Here is a 17,740-nt window from a genome sequence, read left to right as displayed (position 1 = left end):
TGTCGGTTTCTTGCCGCCGGTCAGGTCAGGCTGGACCGGGACGATAGTTCTGAAGGCGCCTCGAAGTGCCCCTGGGCCTCGTGTTCCTCCTGCTTGCCGCAGCCGTTCAGGAGCAGATTCAGCAGGACCGAGGCGAGGCAGGCAACCACCACGCTGCTGTGCAGGAAGGGCTGGGACCACTCGGGCAGTTGCTTGAACAGCGCAGGAGCCAGGACCGGCACCAGCGAGATGGCCAGGGTGAAGGCCACGATGAGAATGTTGTAGCGGTTATGGGTGTAGTCCACTTTGGCCAGGGACTGGATGCCCGCCGCCGTGACCACGCCGAACATGGCGATGGCCGCGCCCCCCAAGGCAGGCGCGGGCGTGGCGGCCAGCACGGCGCCGGCCTTGGGAATCAGGGCCACGGCGCACATGAGCACGCCGCTCATGGCCACGACCCAGCGGCTGCGCACGCCGCTCAGGATCACCAGGCCCACATTCTCCATATGGGCGATGAAAGGAAAGGCGGCGAACATGCCGGCAATGGAGCTGGCCAGCCCATTGGCCCGCAAGCCATTGGTCACGTCCTCGCGCGACACCTTCTTACCGACCAGATCGCCGATGGCCAGGAACAGGCCCATGGACTCGACCATCTGGACGATCATGACGATGGCGATGGTGAGAAAGGGGATCAAGGCGAAAGTCGGCACACCGAAATGCATGGGCAGGGGCACGGTAAGCCAGGGCGCCTCGTCCACGCCGTGAAAATCGCCGGCGCCCAGCATGAAGGCCACGATGGCGCCCAAAGCCATGCCGATCAGCACGGCCAGGTTGCGCAGCAAGGGGGATCCGTAGCGATTCAGCACCAGGATGATGCCGATGACGGACACCGCGATCAGCAGGAACAGCGGCGAGCCGTACTCCGGATGGCCGCGCCCCCCGCCCACCCACTGGTAGGCGACGGGCAGCAGCTGCACGCCGATCACCGTCACGATGCAGCCGGTGACCACGGGCGGGAACAGCCGGCGCAGGCGTCCCAGGAAAGGAGCCATCAGCATGATGAATACGCCCCCGGCCATGACGGCGCCGGAAATGCCGGGGATGCCTACGCCCGGCATCGAACCGATGACGATGATGGGCGTCACGCTGCTGAAGGCCACTCCGTTCAGGATGGGCAGGCGCACGCCGAACTTCCAGAAGCCGACGGTCTGCAGGAGCGTCGCCACTCCCGAACAGAACAAGGTGGTGCTGATGAGAATGATGGTTTCCTCGGTCGACAGGCCCAGGGCCCCCGCGATGATCAGGGGTACCGCGACGGACCCGACATAGGACACAGCCATGTGCTGCAGTCCAAGAGTGAACATTTGCTTCAGTGGTAATACTTGATCCACCGGATGTACTTCGTTCGTCATCGTTGTCTCCGTTATTTCGTTTTTTCGATGCGTACAACAAAGCGGTGTTACCAACTAGCAGATAAGGATCGGGACGCGGCCGGAGCCGCGCGGATTCAGTGCCCGACCAGACACTGGGCCAGCCGGTCATTCAGTGCGGCGCGATCCAGATTCCGGCCGATGAACACGATTTTGTTGCGGCGTTGATCACCGTCATTCCAGGGGTGATTGGGGCGGAACTCGATCTCTTTGTGCACACCGTGCAGCACATAGCAGAAATCGTCGTCCTTGATGGAGAAAATGCCTTTCATGCGGAACAGGTCCTCGCCTTCCGATTGCTGCATCTCCGCGATCCAGCGGCGCATGGCGACCGGATCAATGTGTCCGTCCATCTCGATGCCGACCGAGCTCACGCCCGGATCATGGCGGTGCTCATGCGGCTCGCTCCAGTCATGGCCATGGTCGTGATGCTCGCCATGATCATGGGAGGAATCATGCAGCGCGCCCTCCAGCACGTATTGGCGATTGCGGTCGAATGCGCCCAGGCCAAGAATCTTCTTCAGATCAACACGCGCATAATGGGACGTCACCACGTCGGCCGTTTCATTCAGCTTGCGGATCCGCTCGCGCACCTGCGCCAGTTCGGCTTCATCCACGAGATCGGCCTTGTTGAGCACGACCCGATCCGCGCACACTATCTGGTCCACGGCCTGATTGTCGATGCCGTCGTCCTTGACCTCATCCAGGTGCAGGCCGATATGCTTGGCGTCCACCAGGGTGACCACTCCGTCCAGATACGTCTGCGCGCGGATGGGATCGTCCAGGAAAAAAGTCTGGGCCACGGGATAGGGATCGGCCAGGCCGCTGGTCTCGATGATGATCATGTCCAGGCGCTGAGGGCGCTCCAGCAATTGGCGCACGACACGCAGCAGATCGTCGCGCGCCTCGGCCACGCAGCACACGCAGCCGTTGGTCATCTCGAAGATCTCCTCCGTACTGCCGATGACCAGGTCTCCGTCTATGCCGATCTCACCGAATTCATTCTCGATGACGGCGATCTTCAGGCCATGATTCTCCTTGAGGATGTAATTGAGCAGGGTCGTCTTTCCCGACCCCAGGAAACCGGTCAGGACCGTGACCGGAATGCGGTGCGCTTGCCGAGCGTCGAACATGATGTGTCTCCTTGCTTTTTTGACGTAAAACCGGATACAGGGCGTATCAGGGGGTCTTGAGCCAGCGCTTGACGGTCGCCGACTCCAGATCGAACAAATCAAGCACGCGGCCAAGCGTGTGATCCACCATGCTGGCCAGGCTGTCGGGGCGCGCATAGAAAGCCGGCACGGGCGGAGCGATGACCGCCCCCATCTGCGTGACCGTCAGCATGTTGTGCAGATGCACCTGATTCAGTGGGGTTTCGCGCGCCAGAAGGACCAGCCTGCGGCGCTCCTTGAGCACCACGTCGGCGGCCCGGCCCACCAGGCCGCTGGACACGCCGCCCGCGATTTCCCCCAGGGTCTTCATGGAGCATGGCGCGACGATCATGCCCAAGGTGCGGAACGAGCCGCTGGAGATGCTGGCCGCCACATCATCGGGCTTGTAGAGAAAGTCCGCCCGGCTTTCCAGGTCGGCCAGCTTGAAGTCGGTCTCGTAGGCCATGGTCAGCAAAGCAGACCGGCTGGCGATCACGTGGGTTTCCACGCCCAGTTCCCGCAGCAGCTCCAGCAGGCGGATGCCGTACACGAAGCCCGACGCCCCGGTGATGCCCACGACGATCCGCCGCGGCTCGAGTGTGTTTCGGAACAATGCATTCATGGCGGCGCCCTCAGATTCCATCGAGCAAGGCGGCCGCCCTTGCGACGCTGGCCGCAGCGACGCGGGCGCGCACGCCGTGGAAATGCTCTCCGCGCGTCGCATCCAGGGCCAATCTGGAGGTCGTGCCGTCCGCCGTCGAGGACGGATCCAGGGGACTCCCCGGCAGGCCGTCCACCATGAACAGGTCGCGATGGGGCTGGAAATGGGTGGCCAGCGCCCACAGCACGTCTGAATCGCGCGTCACGTCCACATCGTCGTCCACCGCGATCACCGTCTTCAGGTAGGGATCCCAGCCCATCAAGCCCAGCAGCACCTGGCGGGCCTCTCCGGGCCTGCTCGCCCTGAGGGACACATAGCAGTGGAAATGCGTGCCCGAAGTCGGGTAGTGCAGGCGCGTCACGCTGGGAAAACGCGCCTTCAGCTTTTCGAACATCTCGGCCTCGCGCGGCAGGCGGGCCAGATTCAGGTGTTCGGCGGTCGCCCCGCCCACCACGTCCACCAGCCACGGATCCGTGCGCGACAACATGCTGTCGACGTGAAACACCGTGTTGGTCGAACGGTCGGACGAATAGCCGGAAAACTCCCCGAACGGCCCTTCCTGGGCATGGGCTTCGGGGTCCAGGCGCCCCTCCAGCACGAATTCGGCCGCTGCGGGAACGCCGATCCCGTAGCGGGGGGTCTGGATCAACTGCAAGGGCGCCCCGAACAGGCCCCCCGCCACCGCCCGCTCGTCCACGCCGAAAGGCAGCCTGGCCGAGGCGGCCAGCATGAACAAGGGGTGCGCGCCCACCACCATGGCGACGGGCAGCGGCCGCCCTGCTTCGCGGCACTGCTGGTACATGCGCCAGAGATGCCCCCTGGAATGCAGACTGGTCGCCAGCGCGGCCCGCGCATGCCGCATCGAACGGTGGTAACTCATATTGCTGACGCCCGTCACGGGATCCGTGGCGACAATGATGGCGTTCGTGATGTAGGGACCGCGATCGCTGTCGAAGTGGCGGATCATCGGCATGCGCTCCAGGTCCACGTCCATGTCCTCGAGCACATGCTCGGTGACCGGCCCCTGGCTTAGCACCTGGGGTGCAACGGGCGCATTGGCGCGCCTCTGGTAGTGCTCGTGCAGCGAGCCGACGTCCGTGCCGAACAAGCGTGCGATCCGCTCCCGGCACGCAAAGACATTGGTCACCAGGGGCGCGCGACTGCCCGCGACGGCATCGCACCACAGCATGGGCCGGCGCCCGCGCGCCTCCAGCTCCTGAACCAGGGCCGTCACATCCTGCCCATCGTCAAGCGCCTGGCTCACCCGCAGGACGTCGTCGGGGTAGGCGCTCTGGTACTGCTGCGCAAAGACATGGAAGTCCTGACTTTCGGAAAACGGGGAATAAGACATGGACATCTCCCGGGAAAGCGGCTTGCGGATCAGGAGCGGCGGCGCTCGCACGCCGCAAGCCGTCCGTCATCAGACGTAGGTGGCCTTCAGGCGCTTCTCGGCCTCGGCCAGATCTTTTGGCGGCTTGGTGGGCTCCAGGCCGATCAGGCGGGCGATATTGTTGCCCAGGTAGTCTTCCAGCCCGTCTTCGCTCAGGTTCATGCCCTGGGGCTCGGGGGTGCACAGCACTTCCAACTCCCGCAGCCACATCCCCGGCTCATTGGGCGGCGAGTCCGTGCCGAAGACGATCTTGTTCCTGGGCAACTGCTTGGCGAACTCCACGATGCGCGACTGGAAGCACCAGCCCGATTCGCAATACACATTGGGCGTGTCCATGGCCATCCAGAACGCCTCGAACGAGTAATTGCCCCCCGTCTGGATGCCGAAGTGCCCGATGATGAAGTTCACCATGGGGAATTCGCGGATGATGGGATAAAACTGCGTCGGGATGGAATAGGGGCCATCGCCGGTGTGGATCAGCACCACCACGCCCAGCTCCGCGCATTTCTTCAGGGCCGGACGCAGCCATTCCAAGGCGCGGTCGGGCCGGTAGCCGTGCATGTTGGTGTGCAGCTTCATCATCTTGAAGCCGTATTCCTTCACGTGGAACTCAAGCTCGGCGGCGCCGTTCTCGGGACCCCAGCGTGGATTGAAGGTGAAGTTGCCGATGAAGCGGTCCGGATACTTCTGGGTCAGTTCAGCCACGTATTTCATGTAGTCGCGTATGCCTTCGCGGCCGCGGCGGTTGCCGTCGCGATAGCCGGTATTGCCGGGCGGAGGCTGGATGAAGCCCATGTCGATGCGGCGCGGCTTGCCGTTGATCATGTAGGGTCCGTCCATCAGCTTGAGCATGCGCTCGCCGGTGAAGGGCTCACCCGTATGGCGCCAAGCCTCGTCGACCAGGTTCGTGGGATGCAGGTGGGTGTCGATAATCATCTGTCTCGCTCCTTCAGGCGATGGGGGTGGCCAGGTAGTGTTTGTTCTTGATGCCGTATCCGGCCAGGGCCGCCTCGGCCTCTTCGACCGTGCGCGGGGCGGGGGTCGGCTCGATGCCGATCATGCGGGCCAGGTTGTTGCCCAGGTAATCCTCCAGCGTGTCTTCATCCAGGTTCAAGCCCTGAGGCGGCTCGTGGCACAGCACCTCCAGCAGGCGCAGCCACATGCCCGGTTCATTGGGCGGCGAATCCGAGCCATACAGGATCTTGTGCGTGGGCAGCTCCTTGGAGAACTCCACGATGCGCGACTGCAGACACCAACTGCTCTCGCAGAAAACGTTGGGATACTCCATGGCCCACTGGAACGGCTCGAAACAATAGACGCCGCCGGTCTGCACGCCGAAGTGCGCCATGATGAAGTTGATCTTGGGGAACTCCTTGATCATGGGCACCCATTCGGTCGGGATGGAGTACGGGCCGTCGCCCGTGTGCAGTTTGACCAGCACGCCCAGCTCCTCGCACTTTTTCAGGGCGGGCCGTATCCAGTCTTTGGCGCGGTCGGGACGATAGGCGTGCATGTTGGCCTGGAACTGGACCATCTTGAAGCCATGTTCCTTCACATAGCGCTCTATGGCCTGCACGCCGTTCTCCACGCCGCAGCGCGGGTTGTAGACGAAGCAGCCCAGGAAACGGTCGGGATATTTCCGCACCATCTCCAGGGTGTAGGCCATGTAGTGATCGATGGATTCGCGGCCATCGAGTTCGCCATCGGTCCAGGTATAGATGGTATTGCCCTGAGGCGGCTGGATGAACGCCTTGTCGATGCGGCGCGGCTTGCCGTTGATCATGTAGGGGCCGTCCATCATCTGCAGCATGCGCTCGCCCGTGAAAGGCTCGCCGTCGTGCTGCCAGGCCAGGTCGACCAGATTGGTCGGATAGCAACTGGTGTCGATAATCATGTGCGTGGTCTCCTGTTGCACGGATTCGTTCACAGCGCTGAAGCAACGCTGCGCCAGCTTCCAAACCGCCGGCAACGGGGCGCCCTGTCTTCTCCCGGCCAAATTGATGAAATGCCTGGGAGTATCCTGCAGCCACCTACCGTTGTTTTGAGCTGAAGCCACTATCCCATTCGGTCAACGGTACGTAAAATATTATTTATTCTTCACTTTGATACTTTTTTTATATGACCAAAGACGCACTGAGGCAGATCGACGTCCGCGCACTGCGTTATTTTTCGGTCCTGGCCGAAGAACTGCACTTCGGTCGCGCCGCCGCCAGGCTCAATATCTCGCAGCCCCCTTTAAGCCTGCAGATACGCCTGCTGGAAGAGCGGCTTGGCACGGCCCTGTTTCGTCGCACGCACCACAAGGTCGAGCTCACCGCGGCGGGGGCGACGCTGAAAGACCAGGCGGCGCTGGTGTTTCTGCAGCTCGAGAAAGCCATTGAAATGACGCGTCAGACCGCCCGCGGCCACATGGGCTTTCTGGAAATCGGCGTCATCAGTTCGTCCATGGTTGGCGTGGTGCCCGAGACCTTGCGGGTTTTCCGTGAACGCTACCCGCAAGTGCACTGGCAACTGCACGAATTGACGCCCAATCGGCAGATCGAGGGGCTGCTGGAGCGCCGCATCGATGTCTGCCTGTTTCGCATGCCTCCGGTACAGGAAGGGCTGCACAATGAGCTGATCATGTATGAGGCCTTGTATGCCGCCCTGCCCCAGGGACATCGTCTGGCGCAGCACGAGTCCGTGAGCCTGCAGGACCTGCGCGACGAGCCCTTCGTCATCTTCGGGCTGGGGCAATCCCGCTTTGCCAATTTTCTGTACCAGTGCTGCGTCCAGGCCGGCTTCACGCCCATCATCCACCAGCAGGTGGTCGAGGTGCAGACCCAGCTTAGCCTGGTGGGAGCCAACCTGGGGGTCGCGCTGCTGCCGGCCAGCATGCAGCAGATCGCGCCTCCCAGCGTCGTCTTCAAGCCGATCCAGCCGGCCATACCCAAGGTGCCGCTCTATGCCATTTATCGCGACAAGGACGATTCCGCCGCGCTGCGGCTGTTTCTGGACGTGCTGCGCGAAAAAGTAGGGAACGCCAGGCTCGAGCAAAAGCCTGCAGCCGGGCGCAAGACATCCGTGAAGCGGGCCCGGCGCACGCCCTGACACGGCTGCCCGCCCAGTCGGGCAGGCCCCGGACGCTCAATACCCGAAATACGCCACCATATGCCGCACTTGCTCATCGAGCATGTGCTTGCCAAGGTGGATGCGGCAGCCGGCGGCGTGGGCGGCGTGCAGCAGGGCCGTCATCTCGGGCTTCATGATGATCTCGGCCACCAGTTGCCCCGGCTGCAGGGTGGCGGCCTCCAGCGGCAGGGCGTCGCCCTCTTTCATGCCCAGGGAAGTCGCATTGACGATGATGTCGTAGCCGGCGGCGTCGGCCGTTCCCAGGGCAAAGTCCACGTCCGGGAAGCAAGGCCGCACGCGGTCCAGCACGTCCTGGGCCTTGGAGGCCGTGCGGTTGGCCACGGCCAGATGGGCCACGCCGGCCTGCGCCAGGGCAAAGGCGATGGCGCCGGCCGCGCCGCCCGCGCCCAGCAGCAGGACGCGGCGTCCGCGCGGATCGTTGCCCTGCGCGATCAAGCCGCTGACAAAGCCCGCGCCGTCGAACATATCCCCTTCCAGCGTGCCGTCGGGCAGACGGCGTATGGTGTTGATGGAGCCAATCGCCTCGCCGGCCGGCCCCAGCTTGTCGCACAGCGCGGCCACGTCGGTCTTGTGGGGCACCGTGACGATGATGCCGCCCAGGTTCTTCATCTGGCGAAAAGCCTGCATGACGGCGGGCAGGCCCTCGGATCCCACATGCATGGGCACCATGACGGCGTCGATGCCGTGTTCGGCGAAATAGGCGTTCAGGACTTCGGGCGTGCGGACCTGGGAGACGGGATCGGCAATGATGCCGAAAAGGCGGGTGGAACCGGTAATTGTCGTCATCGGCTTGTAAAACTAAACGAAAACAAGATAGAAAACGACTGTACCACGCCACATGTCAGACAAGTCAAAAACAAGTTGCGGGGCCATTCCAGGCCCCGCGCAGGCGGATTCAGGCCTGGGACTGCGGCGAAGAACCGGCCTCCTGCACAGCCGCGCACCCGCCTTGTTCCGCCCGCTCCTGGTCCTGCTTCATGCGGCTCAGCAGGCTGTGCAGCATTTCCGTGGACAGGCCGTGCAGCACCAGGCGGTAGCCGGCCCGCAGCGTGGACATGGGCACCAGGGGGTGGCCGTTGTTCACCAGGATCAGGTGCTCGGGCGCCTGCAGGATGCGGGCGGCATAGATGCCTATCGTCTCGTCCAGTTGCAAGGAATTGGCGGCGCGCCAGAAGTCGTTGTCGGTCAGCAGCAGCTGGTACAGCGGCGTGAACAGCTCGATGGCGCTTTGCAGGTCCATCTTGTTCAGCCGACCCTGCGGCATGTCGGCCAGCGCCAGCGGCACGGGCCGGATCATGGAGAAGTCCACCCTGGCGGGCGGCCCTATCTCCTTGCCCTGCGCCCGCAAGGTCTCATTCAGGCGGATCACGAAATTGAACAGGTTCAGGTCATGCTTGACGAAGGCATGGTCGCGCAGCTCGTCCAGGTTCATGGGCGTCAGCGGCGAGGTCGAGACCGGCGCGGGCGAATTGGCCGCGATGAAGGCCAGCACCTGGGAGCCCAGGTGGAAATGTCGCAGGATCAGCCAGTTCGCCTCGGGCGAGACGAAACGTTTCAGGCCCCACACCAGGATGCGGTGCAGAAAGCCCGAATGCGACCAGTTGCGCGGCAGGAAGGTCTTGACCACCTGGATCAAAATGATCATCAGCCGCGCCAGCGGCCGCAGAAAGGGCAGCAGGTACTGGCGCGAGGACGAGCTGGAGTCGGCCAGCCAGGCCTGCTTCACATCGTCGGGCAGCGGCGTGCTGCGGTCCAGGTACAGGGCCAGCCAGGGGCTGGGGTCCTGGGGATCGTGGGGCTTGCTCAGGAATTCGGGGCGTCGGTCCATGGCTCACGACTCTTTCACGTATTGGAACTGCATCAGGTACAGGGCGGCCGTGCGGCGCGCCGTCTCGACGATGACCTGCTCGGCGCGGCCGGTATCGTCGCAATCCAGGGCCAGCTCCACGGCCATCAGCCAGCGTGCCAGGTGATGCTCGTCGTTCTGGCCGTGATAGTGCAGGAAGCGGTACATGGACGGATCCAGGTCCAGCGAGGACTTGAGCAGCGGCAGCAGGGCCGGCACGATGCGCTGGCCCGTGCCTTCGATGATGTATATGGCGCCCAGCAGGCCGATCGGGTCGCGGCTGGCGGCCAGGGCGTGCAGATAGGCGTTCAGGGCCTCGCCGCCGGGGTTGCGCGCCAGTTGCGCGATGTCCGTCCTGTCGCCGCCGGCCTGGCGATAGTCCTCGAACAGGATCCGGAAGTCGTCCTGCTCTTCGCCTGCGTGCAGGCGGATCAGCTCGGCCAGGGGCGCATAGGCGGGAGACAGGGAATCGCAGGCCTCGCGCATCCACTTGGCGCCCTCGCGCACCTGGGGAATCCAGTCGGCCATCCACTTGCGGTAATCCTCCATGCCGATGGTGCCGTCATGCAGGCTGCGCAGCAAAGGCGTGCGCCAGACGCGCGAGCGGTAGTCGTGCCAGATGGGCGCCAGGCGCGTCAGCAGCTCGCGCAGTCCCTCCGGCGCATCGTCCGGATCATGCGGCGGAGCGATGTCCACCTGGGCCTCGGGCGTCGCCGCCCGCGCCTGGACCGCGGGACGGGACAAGGCCGGGGCCGGCGCGTCGCAGGCCTCCGCCTCCAGCAGCATGTAGGCCGTCATGAAGCGGCCCGATTCGGGGATGTAGCACAGAATCTGCTCGCCGGGCTTCAGGATCCGGTCGCGCAGGAACTCGGCGAGCATGATCAGGATGGAGGCGGCGCCCGTGTTGCCGCGCCAGCGCAGATTGCTGTACCAGCGCTCGGCCGGGATGGCCAGGCCGGCCTGCTCCAGCAGATCGGCGACCACGGGCATGAATTTTTCGGAAGAGTAATGGCACAGGAAATGGCTGATGCGGGCCGGGTCCACCCAGCCGTCGCGCACCAGCTTCACATATTCGTGGATGCCGATGTCGAACAAGTGCGGCAGCAGACGTATGTCCTGGCGCAGCGCCAGGGCGCCGGCCTGCTCTGCCTGTGCCCAGGAGTCGTAGTCCAGGTGGCTGCGGGAGGATTCGCGCCCTGCTCCCAGCTGCATGCAGACGGGATAGTCGCCCGAGAAGGACTTCTGGTGTATCCAGCGCAGCCGCAGGCGCAGGCCCGGCTGCGCCGTGGGCAGGACTTCGTCCTGATGGCTCAGCAGGGCGGCGCCGGCGCCATCGGACAGCATCCAGCGCAGGAAATGGGAATCGAAGTCCGCCTGGTAGTCCTGCGACGCAAAACGCGAGCGGCGGAACAGGCGCGAAGGCATCTCGCTGGCCACCGCCACGCCGTGCCGGTGCGCGCCCAGTTCGATGCCCTGGGCCGCGGCCTGCAGCGCCGTCACGCCGGCCGCGCAGATGCCGTGCACCGAATGCACTTCCAGGGGCGGCGCGCCCAGCTCGCCCTGCACGGCATTGGCCAGTCCGGGCATCAGCAGGTCGCCGCCGGAGGAGCCGCTGGCCAGCAGGCCGACTTCGCCCAGCGCCAGCCCCGCCTCCTGCAGGCAGGCGCGCACCGCATTGGCGGCCATGACGGTATGGCTCCAGCGGGTGGCGCCGTCCTCGCCGATGGCGTAGTAACGCTGGCGTATCCCGTTCTCCGCCAGGATGCGCTGCTTGATGCGCCCGGACAGGCGGTTCAAGGGCGCGATGAAGCGATCCATGGACTCATTGTCCACGGGTTCGCCCGGCATGAAGAACTGCGCCTGATGGATGACGACCTGCTCGAAGGCCACGGGCATGGGAATACTCCTGACTAGACGGGATCGCGCCGGCGCTCTGGCTCGCCGGCGGGCATGAAAGGTTGACTGCGGCAGGCCGGCACGAACAGCCCCAGCACGAAGACCCGCAGCATGTAGGGCAGCAGGCCGCCCTCGTTCAAGGCGGCGGACGTGCGGTCGCGGTACTCGGTCTCGTGCAGGCGCGTCAGCTCCGACCAATGGGCGCGCGAATGCTCGTGATGCGCCACGTGCAGGCCGATATTGAACAGCAAAGGGTTGACCATGCCTTCGAAATTGCGGGCATAGGCCAATTGCGGGCCGCGGCGCCCCTGCGGCCGGCCGTCCGCATGGGCGTGCTGCAGGTAATTGGTGCTCAGCAGCCAGTGCAGGCCGTGCAACTGCGGCAGGATCACGTACAGGAACCCCTTGACCGGATCCAGCGCCAGGGCCAGGCCCCAGCTGCCCAGCCACAGGCCGTACTGCGCCATGCAATAGCGCCACACGCCCGGCCGGCGGCGGCGCAGGCCGCCCAGCCAGCCAAAGATCAAGGGGTACAGCGCCGGTACCGCTTCGAAAGGATGGATGAGCCAGCCCAGGGTATCGTTGGTGTCGCCGCGCCGGAAACGGTAGGTGCGGGCCACGTCGCGCTCGCCATGCTTGTAGCGATGGTGGTTGCGGCCATGCGCCGGCCAGAACACGCAGGCGGGATGGCCCTGCAGCAGGGTCAGCCAGAAGTCCGTCAGCCGGTTGGGCAGGCGGCCATGCCACATGCGCAGGTGATGGTGGTTGTGATTGATGACGCCCACGCCCAGCGTCAGGAACAGCAGCAGGCCGTACAGCACCCACGAGAACCCGCCCCGCCACAAAGCGGCAGCCAGCGTCGGATAGGCCAGCAGATAGGCCACGCTCTGCCAGTCGCGGCCGTTGCGCAGCCGCCAGCCGGCCGTCATGCCCGCGGCTCCTCCGCCGGCGCGGGACGCTCCGTCAGGCGCGTGCCGAACAGGCGGTCCATGAAGGTGAACTGGAAACCGTAGTTGCCGTTGTAGCGGGCATGGTGCGTCTGGTGCCGGCGGCTGGCCGCCAGCCAATGGCCGCCCGAGACGCGCGGGAAGAAGTCGTAGTTGGAATGGCCGATGCTGTTGAAAAACAGGCTGAACAGCGGCACCGACAGCAGGGACCAGAAGCTGAAGTCGTGCACCACCATGGGCAGCAGGATCACGTTGCCCAGCATCAGCGATTCGATGGGATGGAAGCTGTAGGTGGAGAACGGCGTCACCACCACCGAAGAGTGATGCGGACCGTGGAAGCGCCGCAGCCAGGCCGTGTGCAGCAGGCGGTGATTGATCCAGAAATGCACCTCGTTCCAGATCACCAGCGCCAGGATCTCCAGGGCGATGCGGCCCGCGCCGGCGTCGGGCGTCAGATGCGCCCAGCCCAGCTGCAAAAGCCCCCAGGGAAAGGCCATGCCGGTGCCGAAGATCAGGATGGCGGTGCCGGACTGCTTCAGTTCCCGGCGCAGCTGGCCGGGGCGCAAGGGGCGCGTGTCCAGCGGACGCCCCCAGCCCAGGGCCGGCAGCAGCCAGCGCGTCAGGGCCAGGGTGCCCAGTGCGAACAGCAGGTAAATCCCGCCGAAGAACAACAGCCCCACGCCCATCACCTGCCAGACGTTCAAGGCCTGAAAAGCCTGCCCCATTCCATTCTCTGTGTATCAAATTGCGCCCATCGTAGCCTGAGCGCGGGTAAATCGCCTGCAATATTGGTTACAAATTGCTGTATGCGGCAAAGTGCAAAGGAGCAATACAGTTTTGCGCCAGCGGGGGCTAATCAAGCGCGGGAATCAGGACTACCCTTTGATATATAAACTTTTTTTCGACAGGAACACAACAATGAAAAACGTAATGAGCGTCCTCAACGCACCCCGCCCCCACTGGGTCGGAGACGGCTTTCCCGTCCGCTCCCTGTTCAGCTATCACGACGATGCCGCGCAGCACAGCCCCTTCCTGCTGCTGGACTACGCCGGTCCCGCGCAGTTTCCCGCCGGCTCGCACCGGCGCGGCGTGGGCCAGCACCCGCATCGCGGCTTCGAGACCGTGACCATCGTCTACGACGGCGAGGTCTCGCACCGCGATTCGACCGGCCAGGGCGGCACCATCGGCAAGGGCGACGTGCAATGGATGACGGCCGGCGCCGGCATCCTGCACGAGGAGTACCACTCCGATGCCTTCGCGCGCGACGGCGGCACCCTGCACATGGTGCAGCTGTGGGTGAACCTGCCCGCCAGCGCCAAGATGACGCCGCCCCGCTACCAGGCCATCCTGGACGCCGACATTCCCGCCGTGCCCCTGGAAGGCGATGCCGGCCAGGTGCGCGTGATCGCCGGCGACTACCAGGGCCGCAAGGGCCCGGCCGACACGCACACGCCCATGCACGTGTGGGACGTGCGGCTGAAGGCCGGCTGCCAGGCCCGCTTCACCCTGCCCGAAGGCTGGAACACGGGCGTGGTGGTGCTGGGCGGCACGGTGCAGGTCAACGAGCAGACCATCGCACGCGAAGCCCAAATGGTATTGCTGGATCAGAAGGGTACGGAAGTGCGCCTGGAGGCCAACGGCGATGCGCAATTGCTGCTGCTCAGCGGCGAGCCGATCGACGAGCCCGTGGTGGGCTACGGTCCCTTCGTCATGAACAGCCAGCAGGAGATCGTCGAAGCCATCAATGACTTCAACGCCGGCCGCTTCGGCCAGATGCAGTAAGGCGAGCGGCCCTTCGGGGCCGCGCCTTCTCTTTGCCGCGCGCCCGCTTGCATGCGCGGGCCGGGCATACGATATACTGGGGCTCCCCTGACTTGCTCCCGACAATATGAGACGCTGGTTCGTCGTCGTCTTACTGCTCATTCTCCCCTTCCAGGCCTACAGCGCCCACTACCAGGCCACCGTCCAGGACGGCCTGTCCGCCATGGCTCGCCACGAAGTCAGCCAGGCCTCGCCCGCCGATCGCCTGGGCGCCCGCTGGGTGACGTCCCTGCAGAATCTCTCCGCCCTCATGGCCGAGACCACCATGCAGGACTATGTGGACCATGCCGACACCCCGCTGCCCAGCCTTGCGCAGCCCTCCTGGCTGCTGCTGTGGCCGCCCGAATTCACCCGCCTTTTCCTGCCTGCCATTTCCTGCGAGTTCGCCCCCGAGCGCCGGCCGCCGCGCGCCTGACCTTTGCGCGCGCCCGCGCGCCTTGCACGAAATCCCCGCAGTCTTTTCTTTTTCTGTCTAACAGGACCCCCTTATGGAATGGCTACTCGACCCCAGCATCTGGGTCGGTTTACTGACCCTCGTGGTGCTTGAGATCGTTCTCGGCATCGACAACCTCATCTTCATCGCCATCCTGGCCGACAAGCTGCCGCCCGAGCAGCGCGATCGCGCCCGCCTGATCGGCCTGTCTCTGGCGCTCATCATGCGCCTTGGCCTGCTCAGCGTCGTCTCCTGGCTGGTGACTCTGACCACCCCGCTGTTTTCCCTGGGCCCGCTGAGCTTTTCGGGCCGCGACCTGATCCTGCTGCTGGGCGGCCTGTTCCTGCTCTTCAAGGCCACCAGCGAGCTGCACGAACGCCTGGAAGGAGGCAGCCACCACACCAGCGCCAACAAGGCCTACGCCAGCTTCGGCGTGGTGGTCGCGCAGATCGTGGTGCTGGACGCCGTGTTCTCGCTGGACGCGGTCATCACCGCCGTGGGCATGGTGGAACAACTGCCCGTCATGATGGCGGCCGTCATCATCTCCATCGCCCTGATGATCTGGGCGTCCAAGCCGCTCACCAGTTTCGTGAACAATCACCCCACCGTGGTGGTGCTGTGCCTGAGCTTCCTGCTCATGATAGGCCTGACCCTGACGGCCGAGGGCCTGGGCTTCAAGATACCCAAGGGCTATCTGTACGCCGCCATCGGCTTCTCCATCCTGATCGAATTCTTCAACCAGATCGCGCGCCGCAGCGCCCTGCGCTCGCAATCGCGCCGCCCCTTGCGCGACCGCACCGCCGAGGCCGTGCTGCGCATGCTCAGCAACCGCAAGAGCGAGGCCGGCAAGGACGAGGGCCAGGACGAGCATGCCGCCGAACAGGAGGAACAAGCTTTCCGCACCGAGGAGCGCAACATGGTCAGCGGCGTGCTGAGCCTGGCCGAGCGCCCCATCCGTTCGCTGATGACGCCGCGCCAGGAGATCACCTGGCTGGACACCGAGGACGACCTCGACACCCTGCGCCAGCTGTTGCGCTCCACGCCGCACAGCTTCCTGCCCGTGTGCCAGGGCCAGCTGGACCAGGTGGTGGGCGTGGCGCGCGCCAAGGATCTGCTGGCCGACCTGGATGATTACCCGCAGATCAGCCAATGGCCGGACTTGCGCGAGCCCATCATCGTGCATGAGCACACCGATGTGCTCAGCGCCATTGCCATCCTGAAACAGTCCAACGGCCAGTTCGTGCTGGTCACGGACGAGTACGGCGCCATCGAGGGGCTGCTCACGCCCATCGACATCCTGGAGGCCATCGCCGGCGAGTTCCCGGACGAGGACGAGCAGCCCGCCATCCAGCAGATCGGCCCCAATCTGTGGCAGGTGGACGGCGGCACGGACTTGCTGCTGCTGGCCCAGGCCGTGGACGCCGAGGAGCTGTTCCTGAAGGACAGCAGCTTCAGTTCCGTGGCCGGCTTCCTGCTGGAGCGCCTGGACTCCCTGCCCGAGGTGGGCGCCGTGGTGGAGGCCGACGGCCTGCGCTTCGAGATCACCGAAGTCAGCCAGCGCCGCATCGCCACCGTGCGCGTCAGCCGCCTGCAGGATGCCGAGGCTCCGGCCGAATAAGAAGGCCGGCCCGGCTCAACGACAAAAGCCACTCCTGCGGGGGGTGGCTTTTTTATATGGCTCCTCGCGCAGTACCCCAAGGCCACGATGCGTCACGACGTTCTTTATCGGCAAACACCCCCATCGGCTGGTCGATAAGGTGCCCATTGCTTGAACGGCGTCTTCACAAAGACCAGCTCTGCTATCGATCAGCCGATTTGCGCCCCAACAGGACGATGCCGCCCGGCAGGCGCGTCAGCTCCACCCCGCAGGCGTTGCGTATCCGTTCGGGCGCCTCGTCCAGGCGGTCCAGCGTGAACTGCGCGGTGACGCGGCTGCCGCCCAGCGAGTCATCGGTCAGGATCAGGCGGCCCGCCCAGTAGCGGTTCAGCTCGCGCACCACGTCCGACAGCGGCACATTGTCGAACACCAGGCGGCCCTGGCGCCAGGACGGCGCCTGCGGCTGCGGCACGGCCTGCGGCTGGCTCAGCGGCCGACGACCGTACACCACCTGCTGCCCGGCCTCCAGCGTCTGGCGCTGGCCGGAATAATCCACCAGGGCGCCGCCCGACAGGCAGGTCACGCAGACCTCGCTGTCCAGGTAGCGGATATTGGTGCGGCCGTTGAAGGCCTGGATGGCGCCCGTCCCCGCGAACACGGTGAAGGCCGCCGCCGACATCCCGGCCTGGCGCACCTCGATCTCCCCGTCCAGCAGTTCCACGGCACGGCCCAGGTGCGGATCGTCGCGCAGGTTCAGGCGGGTGCGGGTGTTCATGTCCAGCCAGACGTGCTCGGCCACTTCCACGCGGCGCTGCTCGCCCGCGCCGGTGCGGTAGTCGGCGCGCAGGTCGGCCAGGCTGGGCCACAACTGCATGGGCGGACGGGCGACCAGGTACAGCGCGCCGCAGGCCGCGACGCCGCCCAGGAAGGCGCGCCGCGCCGGGCTGTGGCGGCGCCCCTGGCGCATCTGGAAGTCCTGCGTCCATTGCTCACGGGTCTGCGGCAGGGCCTCCCAGACTTCGCGCGCCTGCGCGAAGGCCGTGGCGTGCGCCTGGCTGCGGCCGCACCAGCGGCGGAACTCGCGCGCCTGCCGCTCGGTCAGGGAAGAGGTCTTCAAACGGATCACCCAGGCCTGCGCCTCCAGCTGCAGGGCGTCGTCGTCCAGATTCGGGGCGGGTGGGGTGGCTGGGTTCATCAAAAAATCAATCAGACAGGGGTGAAACAAAGACGGCTCAGGGCATGGGAGCGCCGACCTGACGGCAATCCGAGCCGGCACCGGGACGCGGCGCCACCGCCAAGGTGACGGGCTGAGCTAAATTGTCCGGAACGCGACCCGGTATCGTCAAGCCGTACGCGTTTCCGACAAGCTGGAGCGGGAAAACGCGGGCAAATAATGCCCATCAGGCGCGGTGGCCCCAATCCGGCACGCGAATACGGCAAGATAAGGCCTGTTTCAA

General features: G+C 65.1%; 16 protein-coding genes. 4 read left to right on the top strand and 12 right to left on the bottom strand.

The window, feature by feature from the left end; genetic code table 11:
- Positions 1-20: 20 nt before the first annotated feature.
- The 6 genes from ACF3ND_RS01460 to ACF3ND_RS01435 form a co-directional block, all read right to left on the bottom strand.
- The gene (locus ACF3ND_RS01460) at positions 21-1,391 is read right to left on the bottom strand and encodes a nucleobase:cation symporter-2 family protein (protein WP_394063562.1); all 1,371 of its coding nucleotides are present in this window, start codon (positions 1,389-1,391) and stop codon (positions 21-23) included.
- Between the two features lie 95 nt (positions 1,392-1,486).
- Positions 1,487-2,542 carry a CobW family GTP-binding protein gene (locus ACF3ND_RS01455; RefSeq protein ID WP_394063560.1) on the bottom strand — a complete coding sequence of 352 codons (1,056 nt, stop codon included), beginning with the start codon at positions 2,540-2,542 and terminating at the stop codon, positions 1,487-1,489.
- A gap of 46 nt (positions 2,543-2,588) precedes the next feature.
- On the bottom strand, positions 2,589-3,182 hold the full coding sequence (locus ACF3ND_RS01450; RefSeq protein WP_394063558.1) for a UbiX family flavin prenyltransferase: 594 nt from the start codon (positions 3,180-3,182) through the stop codon (positions 2,589-2,591).
- Between the two features lie 10 nt (positions 3,183-3,192).
- Positions 3,193-4,572 (bottom strand): UbiD family decarboxylase, encoded by a 1,380-nt coding sequence (locus ACF3ND_RS01445; RefSeq protein WP_394063556.1) that lies wholly within the window; start codon positions 4,570-4,572, stop codon positions 3,193-3,195.
- A gap of 69 nt (positions 4,573-4,641) precedes the next feature.
- Positions 4,642-5,547 (bottom strand): amidohydrolase family protein, encoded by a 906-nt coding sequence (locus ACF3ND_RS01440; protein WP_394063554.1) that lies wholly within the window; start codon positions 5,545-5,547, stop codon positions 4,642-4,644.
- Positions 5,548-5,560: 13 nt separating this feature from the next.
- Positions 5,561-6,505, bottom strand: coding sequence for an amidohydrolase family protein (locus ACF3ND_RS01435; protein WP_394063552.1), 945 nt, complete (start codon positions 6,503-6,505; stop codon positions 5,561-5,563).
- Between the two features lie 248 nt (positions 6,506-6,753).
- Between ACF3ND_RS01435 and ACF3ND_RS01430 the strand changes: the two genes are divergently transcribed.
- Positions 6,754-7,701 carry a LysR family transcriptional regulator gene (locus ACF3ND_RS01430; protein WP_394065757.1) on the top strand — a complete coding sequence of 316 codons (948 nt, stop codon included), beginning with the start codon at positions 6,754-6,756 and terminating at the stop codon, positions 7,699-7,701.
- Positions 7,702-7,737: 36 nt separating this feature from the next.
- Here ACF3ND_RS01430 and ACF3ND_RS01425 read toward each other — a convergent pair whose 3' ends face one another.
- The 5 genes from ACF3ND_RS01425 to ACF3ND_RS01405 form a co-directional block, all read right to left on the bottom strand.
- Complete coding sequence (locus ACF3ND_RS01425) at positions 7,738-8,529, bottom strand: shikimate dehydrogenase family protein (RefSeq protein WP_394063550.1); 792 nt, start codon at positions 8,527-8,529, stop codon at positions 7,738-7,740.
- Positions 8,530-8,638: 109 nt separating this feature from the next.
- On the bottom strand, positions 8,639-9,571 hold the full coding sequence (locus tag ACF3ND_RS01420) for a DUF6999 family protein (RefSeq protein WP_394063548.1): 933 nt from the start codon (positions 9,569-9,571) through the stop codon (positions 8,639-8,641).
- Positions 9,572-9,574: 3 nt separating this feature from the next.
- On the bottom strand, positions 9,575-11,485 hold the full coding sequence (locus ACF3ND_RS01415) for an iron-containing redox enzyme family protein (protein ID WP_394063546.1): 1,911 nt from the start codon (positions 11,483-11,485) through the stop codon (positions 9,575-9,577).
- A gap of 14 nt (positions 11,486-11,499) precedes the next feature.
- Positions 11,500-12,414, bottom strand: coding sequence for a fatty acid desaturase (locus ACF3ND_RS01410; protein WP_394063544.1), 915 nt, complete (start codon positions 12,412-12,414; stop codon positions 11,500-11,502).
- The gene (locus ACF3ND_RS01405; RefSeq protein WP_394063542.1) at positions 12,411-13,157 is read right to left on the bottom strand and encodes a sterol desaturase family protein; all 747 of its coding nucleotides are present in this window, start codon (positions 13,155-13,157) and stop codon (positions 12,411-12,413) included. Before ACF3ND_RS01405 ends, ACF3ND_RS01410 begins: the two co-directional genes overlap by 4 nt.
- 193 nt (positions 13,158-13,350) lie before the next feature.
- Between ACF3ND_RS01405 and ACF3ND_RS01400 the strand changes: the two genes are divergently transcribed.
- The 3 genes from ACF3ND_RS01400 (at position 13,351) to ACF3ND_RS01390 (ending at position 16,304) form a co-directional block, all read left to right on the top strand.
- On the top strand, positions 13,351-14,214 hold the full coding sequence (locus tag ACF3ND_RS01400; protein ID WP_394063540.1) for a pirin family protein: 864 nt from the start codon (positions 13,351-13,353) through the stop codon (positions 14,212-14,214).
- A gap of 106 nt (positions 14,215-14,320) precedes the next feature.
- Positions 14,321-14,668, top strand: coding sequence for a hypothetical protein (locus tag ACF3ND_RS01395; RefSeq protein WP_394063538.1), 348 nt, complete (start codon positions 14,321-14,323; stop codon positions 14,666-14,668).
- A gap of 73 nt (positions 14,669-14,741) precedes the next feature.
- Positions 14,742-16,304: a transporter associated domain-containing protein gene (locus ACF3ND_RS01390; protein ID WP_394063536.1), complete on the top strand. Its 1,563-nt coding sequence runs from the start codon at positions 14,742-14,744 to the stop codon at positions 16,302-16,304.
- A gap of 181 nt (positions 16,305-16,485) precedes the next feature.
- Here ACF3ND_RS01390 and ACF3ND_RS01385 read toward each other — a convergent pair whose 3' ends face one another.
- Entirely contained in the window at positions 16,486-17,478 is a 993-nt protein-coding gene (locus ACF3ND_RS01385) for a FecR family protein (RefSeq protein ID WP_394063534.1), read from the bottom strand.
- Positions 17,479-17,740 lie beyond the last annotated feature (262 nt).

Source organism: Alcaligenes sp. WGS1538, from assembly GCF_043187505.1.
Classification (GTDB): Bacteria; Pseudomonadota; Gammaproteobacteria; order Burkholderiales; family Burkholderiaceae_B; genus Alcaligenes.
This window is presented reverse-complemented; position numbering and strand designations above follow the sequence as displayed.

What these genes read in the sequence shown, in the direction of transcription:
- ACF3ND_RS01460 (WP_394063562.1), bottom strand. Translation starts at nt 1,391, where the DNA reads ATGACGAACGAAGTACATCCGGTGGATCAAGTATTACCACTGAAGCAA.
- ACF3ND_RS01455 (WP_394063560.1), bottom strand. Translation starts at nt 2,542, where the DNA reads ATGTTCGACGCTCGGCAAGCGCACCGCATTCCGGTCACGGTCCTGACC.
- ACF3ND_RS01450 (WP_394063558.1), bottom strand. Translation starts at nt 3,182, where the DNA reads ATGAATGCATTGTTCCGAAACACACTCGAGCCGCGGCGGATCGTCGTG.
- ACF3ND_RS01445 (WP_394063556.1), bottom strand. Translation starts at nt 4,572, where the DNA reads ATGTCTTATTCCCCGTTTTCCGAAAGTCAGGACTTCCATGTCTTTGCG.
- ACF3ND_RS01440 (WP_394063554.1), bottom strand. Translation starts at nt 5,547, where the DNA reads ATGATTATCGACACCCACCTGCATCCCACGAACCTGGTCGACGAGGCT.
- ACF3ND_RS01435 (WP_394063552.1), bottom strand. Translation starts at nt 6,505, where the DNA reads ATGATTATCGACACCAGTTGCTATCCGACCAATCTGGTCGACCTGGCC.
- ACF3ND_RS01425 (WP_394063550.1), bottom strand. Translation starts at nt 8,529, where the DNA reads ATGACGACAATTACCGGTTCCACCCGCCTTTTCGGCATCATTGCCGAT.
- ACF3ND_RS01420 (WP_394063548.1), bottom strand. Translation starts at nt 9,571, where the DNA reads ATGGACCGACGCCCCGAATTCCTGAGCAAGCCCCACGATCCCCAGGAC.
- ACF3ND_RS01415 (WP_394063546.1), bottom strand. Translation starts at nt 11,485, where the DNA reads ATGCCCGTGGCCTTCGAGCAGGTCGTCATCCATCAGGCGCAGTTCTTC.
- ACF3ND_RS01410 (WP_394063544.1), bottom strand. Translation starts at nt 12,414, where the DNA reads ATGACGGCCGGCTGGCGGCTGCGCAACGGCCGCGACTGGCAGAGCGTG.
- ACF3ND_RS01405 (WP_394063542.1), bottom strand. Translation starts at nt 13,157, where the DNA reads ATGGGGCAGGCTTTTCAGGCCTTGAACGTCTGGCAGGTGATGGGCGTG.
- ACF3ND_RS01400 (WP_394063540.1), top strand. Translation starts at nt 13,351, where the DNA reads ATGAAAAACGTAATGAGCGTCCTCAACGCACCCCGCCCCCACTGGGTC.
- ACF3ND_RS01395 (WP_394063538.1), top strand. Translation starts at nt 14,321, where the DNA reads ATGAGACGCTGGTTCGTCGTCGTCTTACTGCTCATTCTCCCCTTCCAG.
- ACF3ND_RS01390 (WP_394063536.1), top strand. Translation starts at nt 14,742, where the DNA reads ATGGAATGGCTACTCGACCCCAGCATCTGGGTCGGTTTACTGACCCTC.
- ACF3ND_RS01385 (WP_394063534.1), bottom strand. Translation starts at nt 17,478, where the DNA reads ATGAACCCAGCCACCCCACCCGCCCCGAATCTGGACGACGACGCCCTG.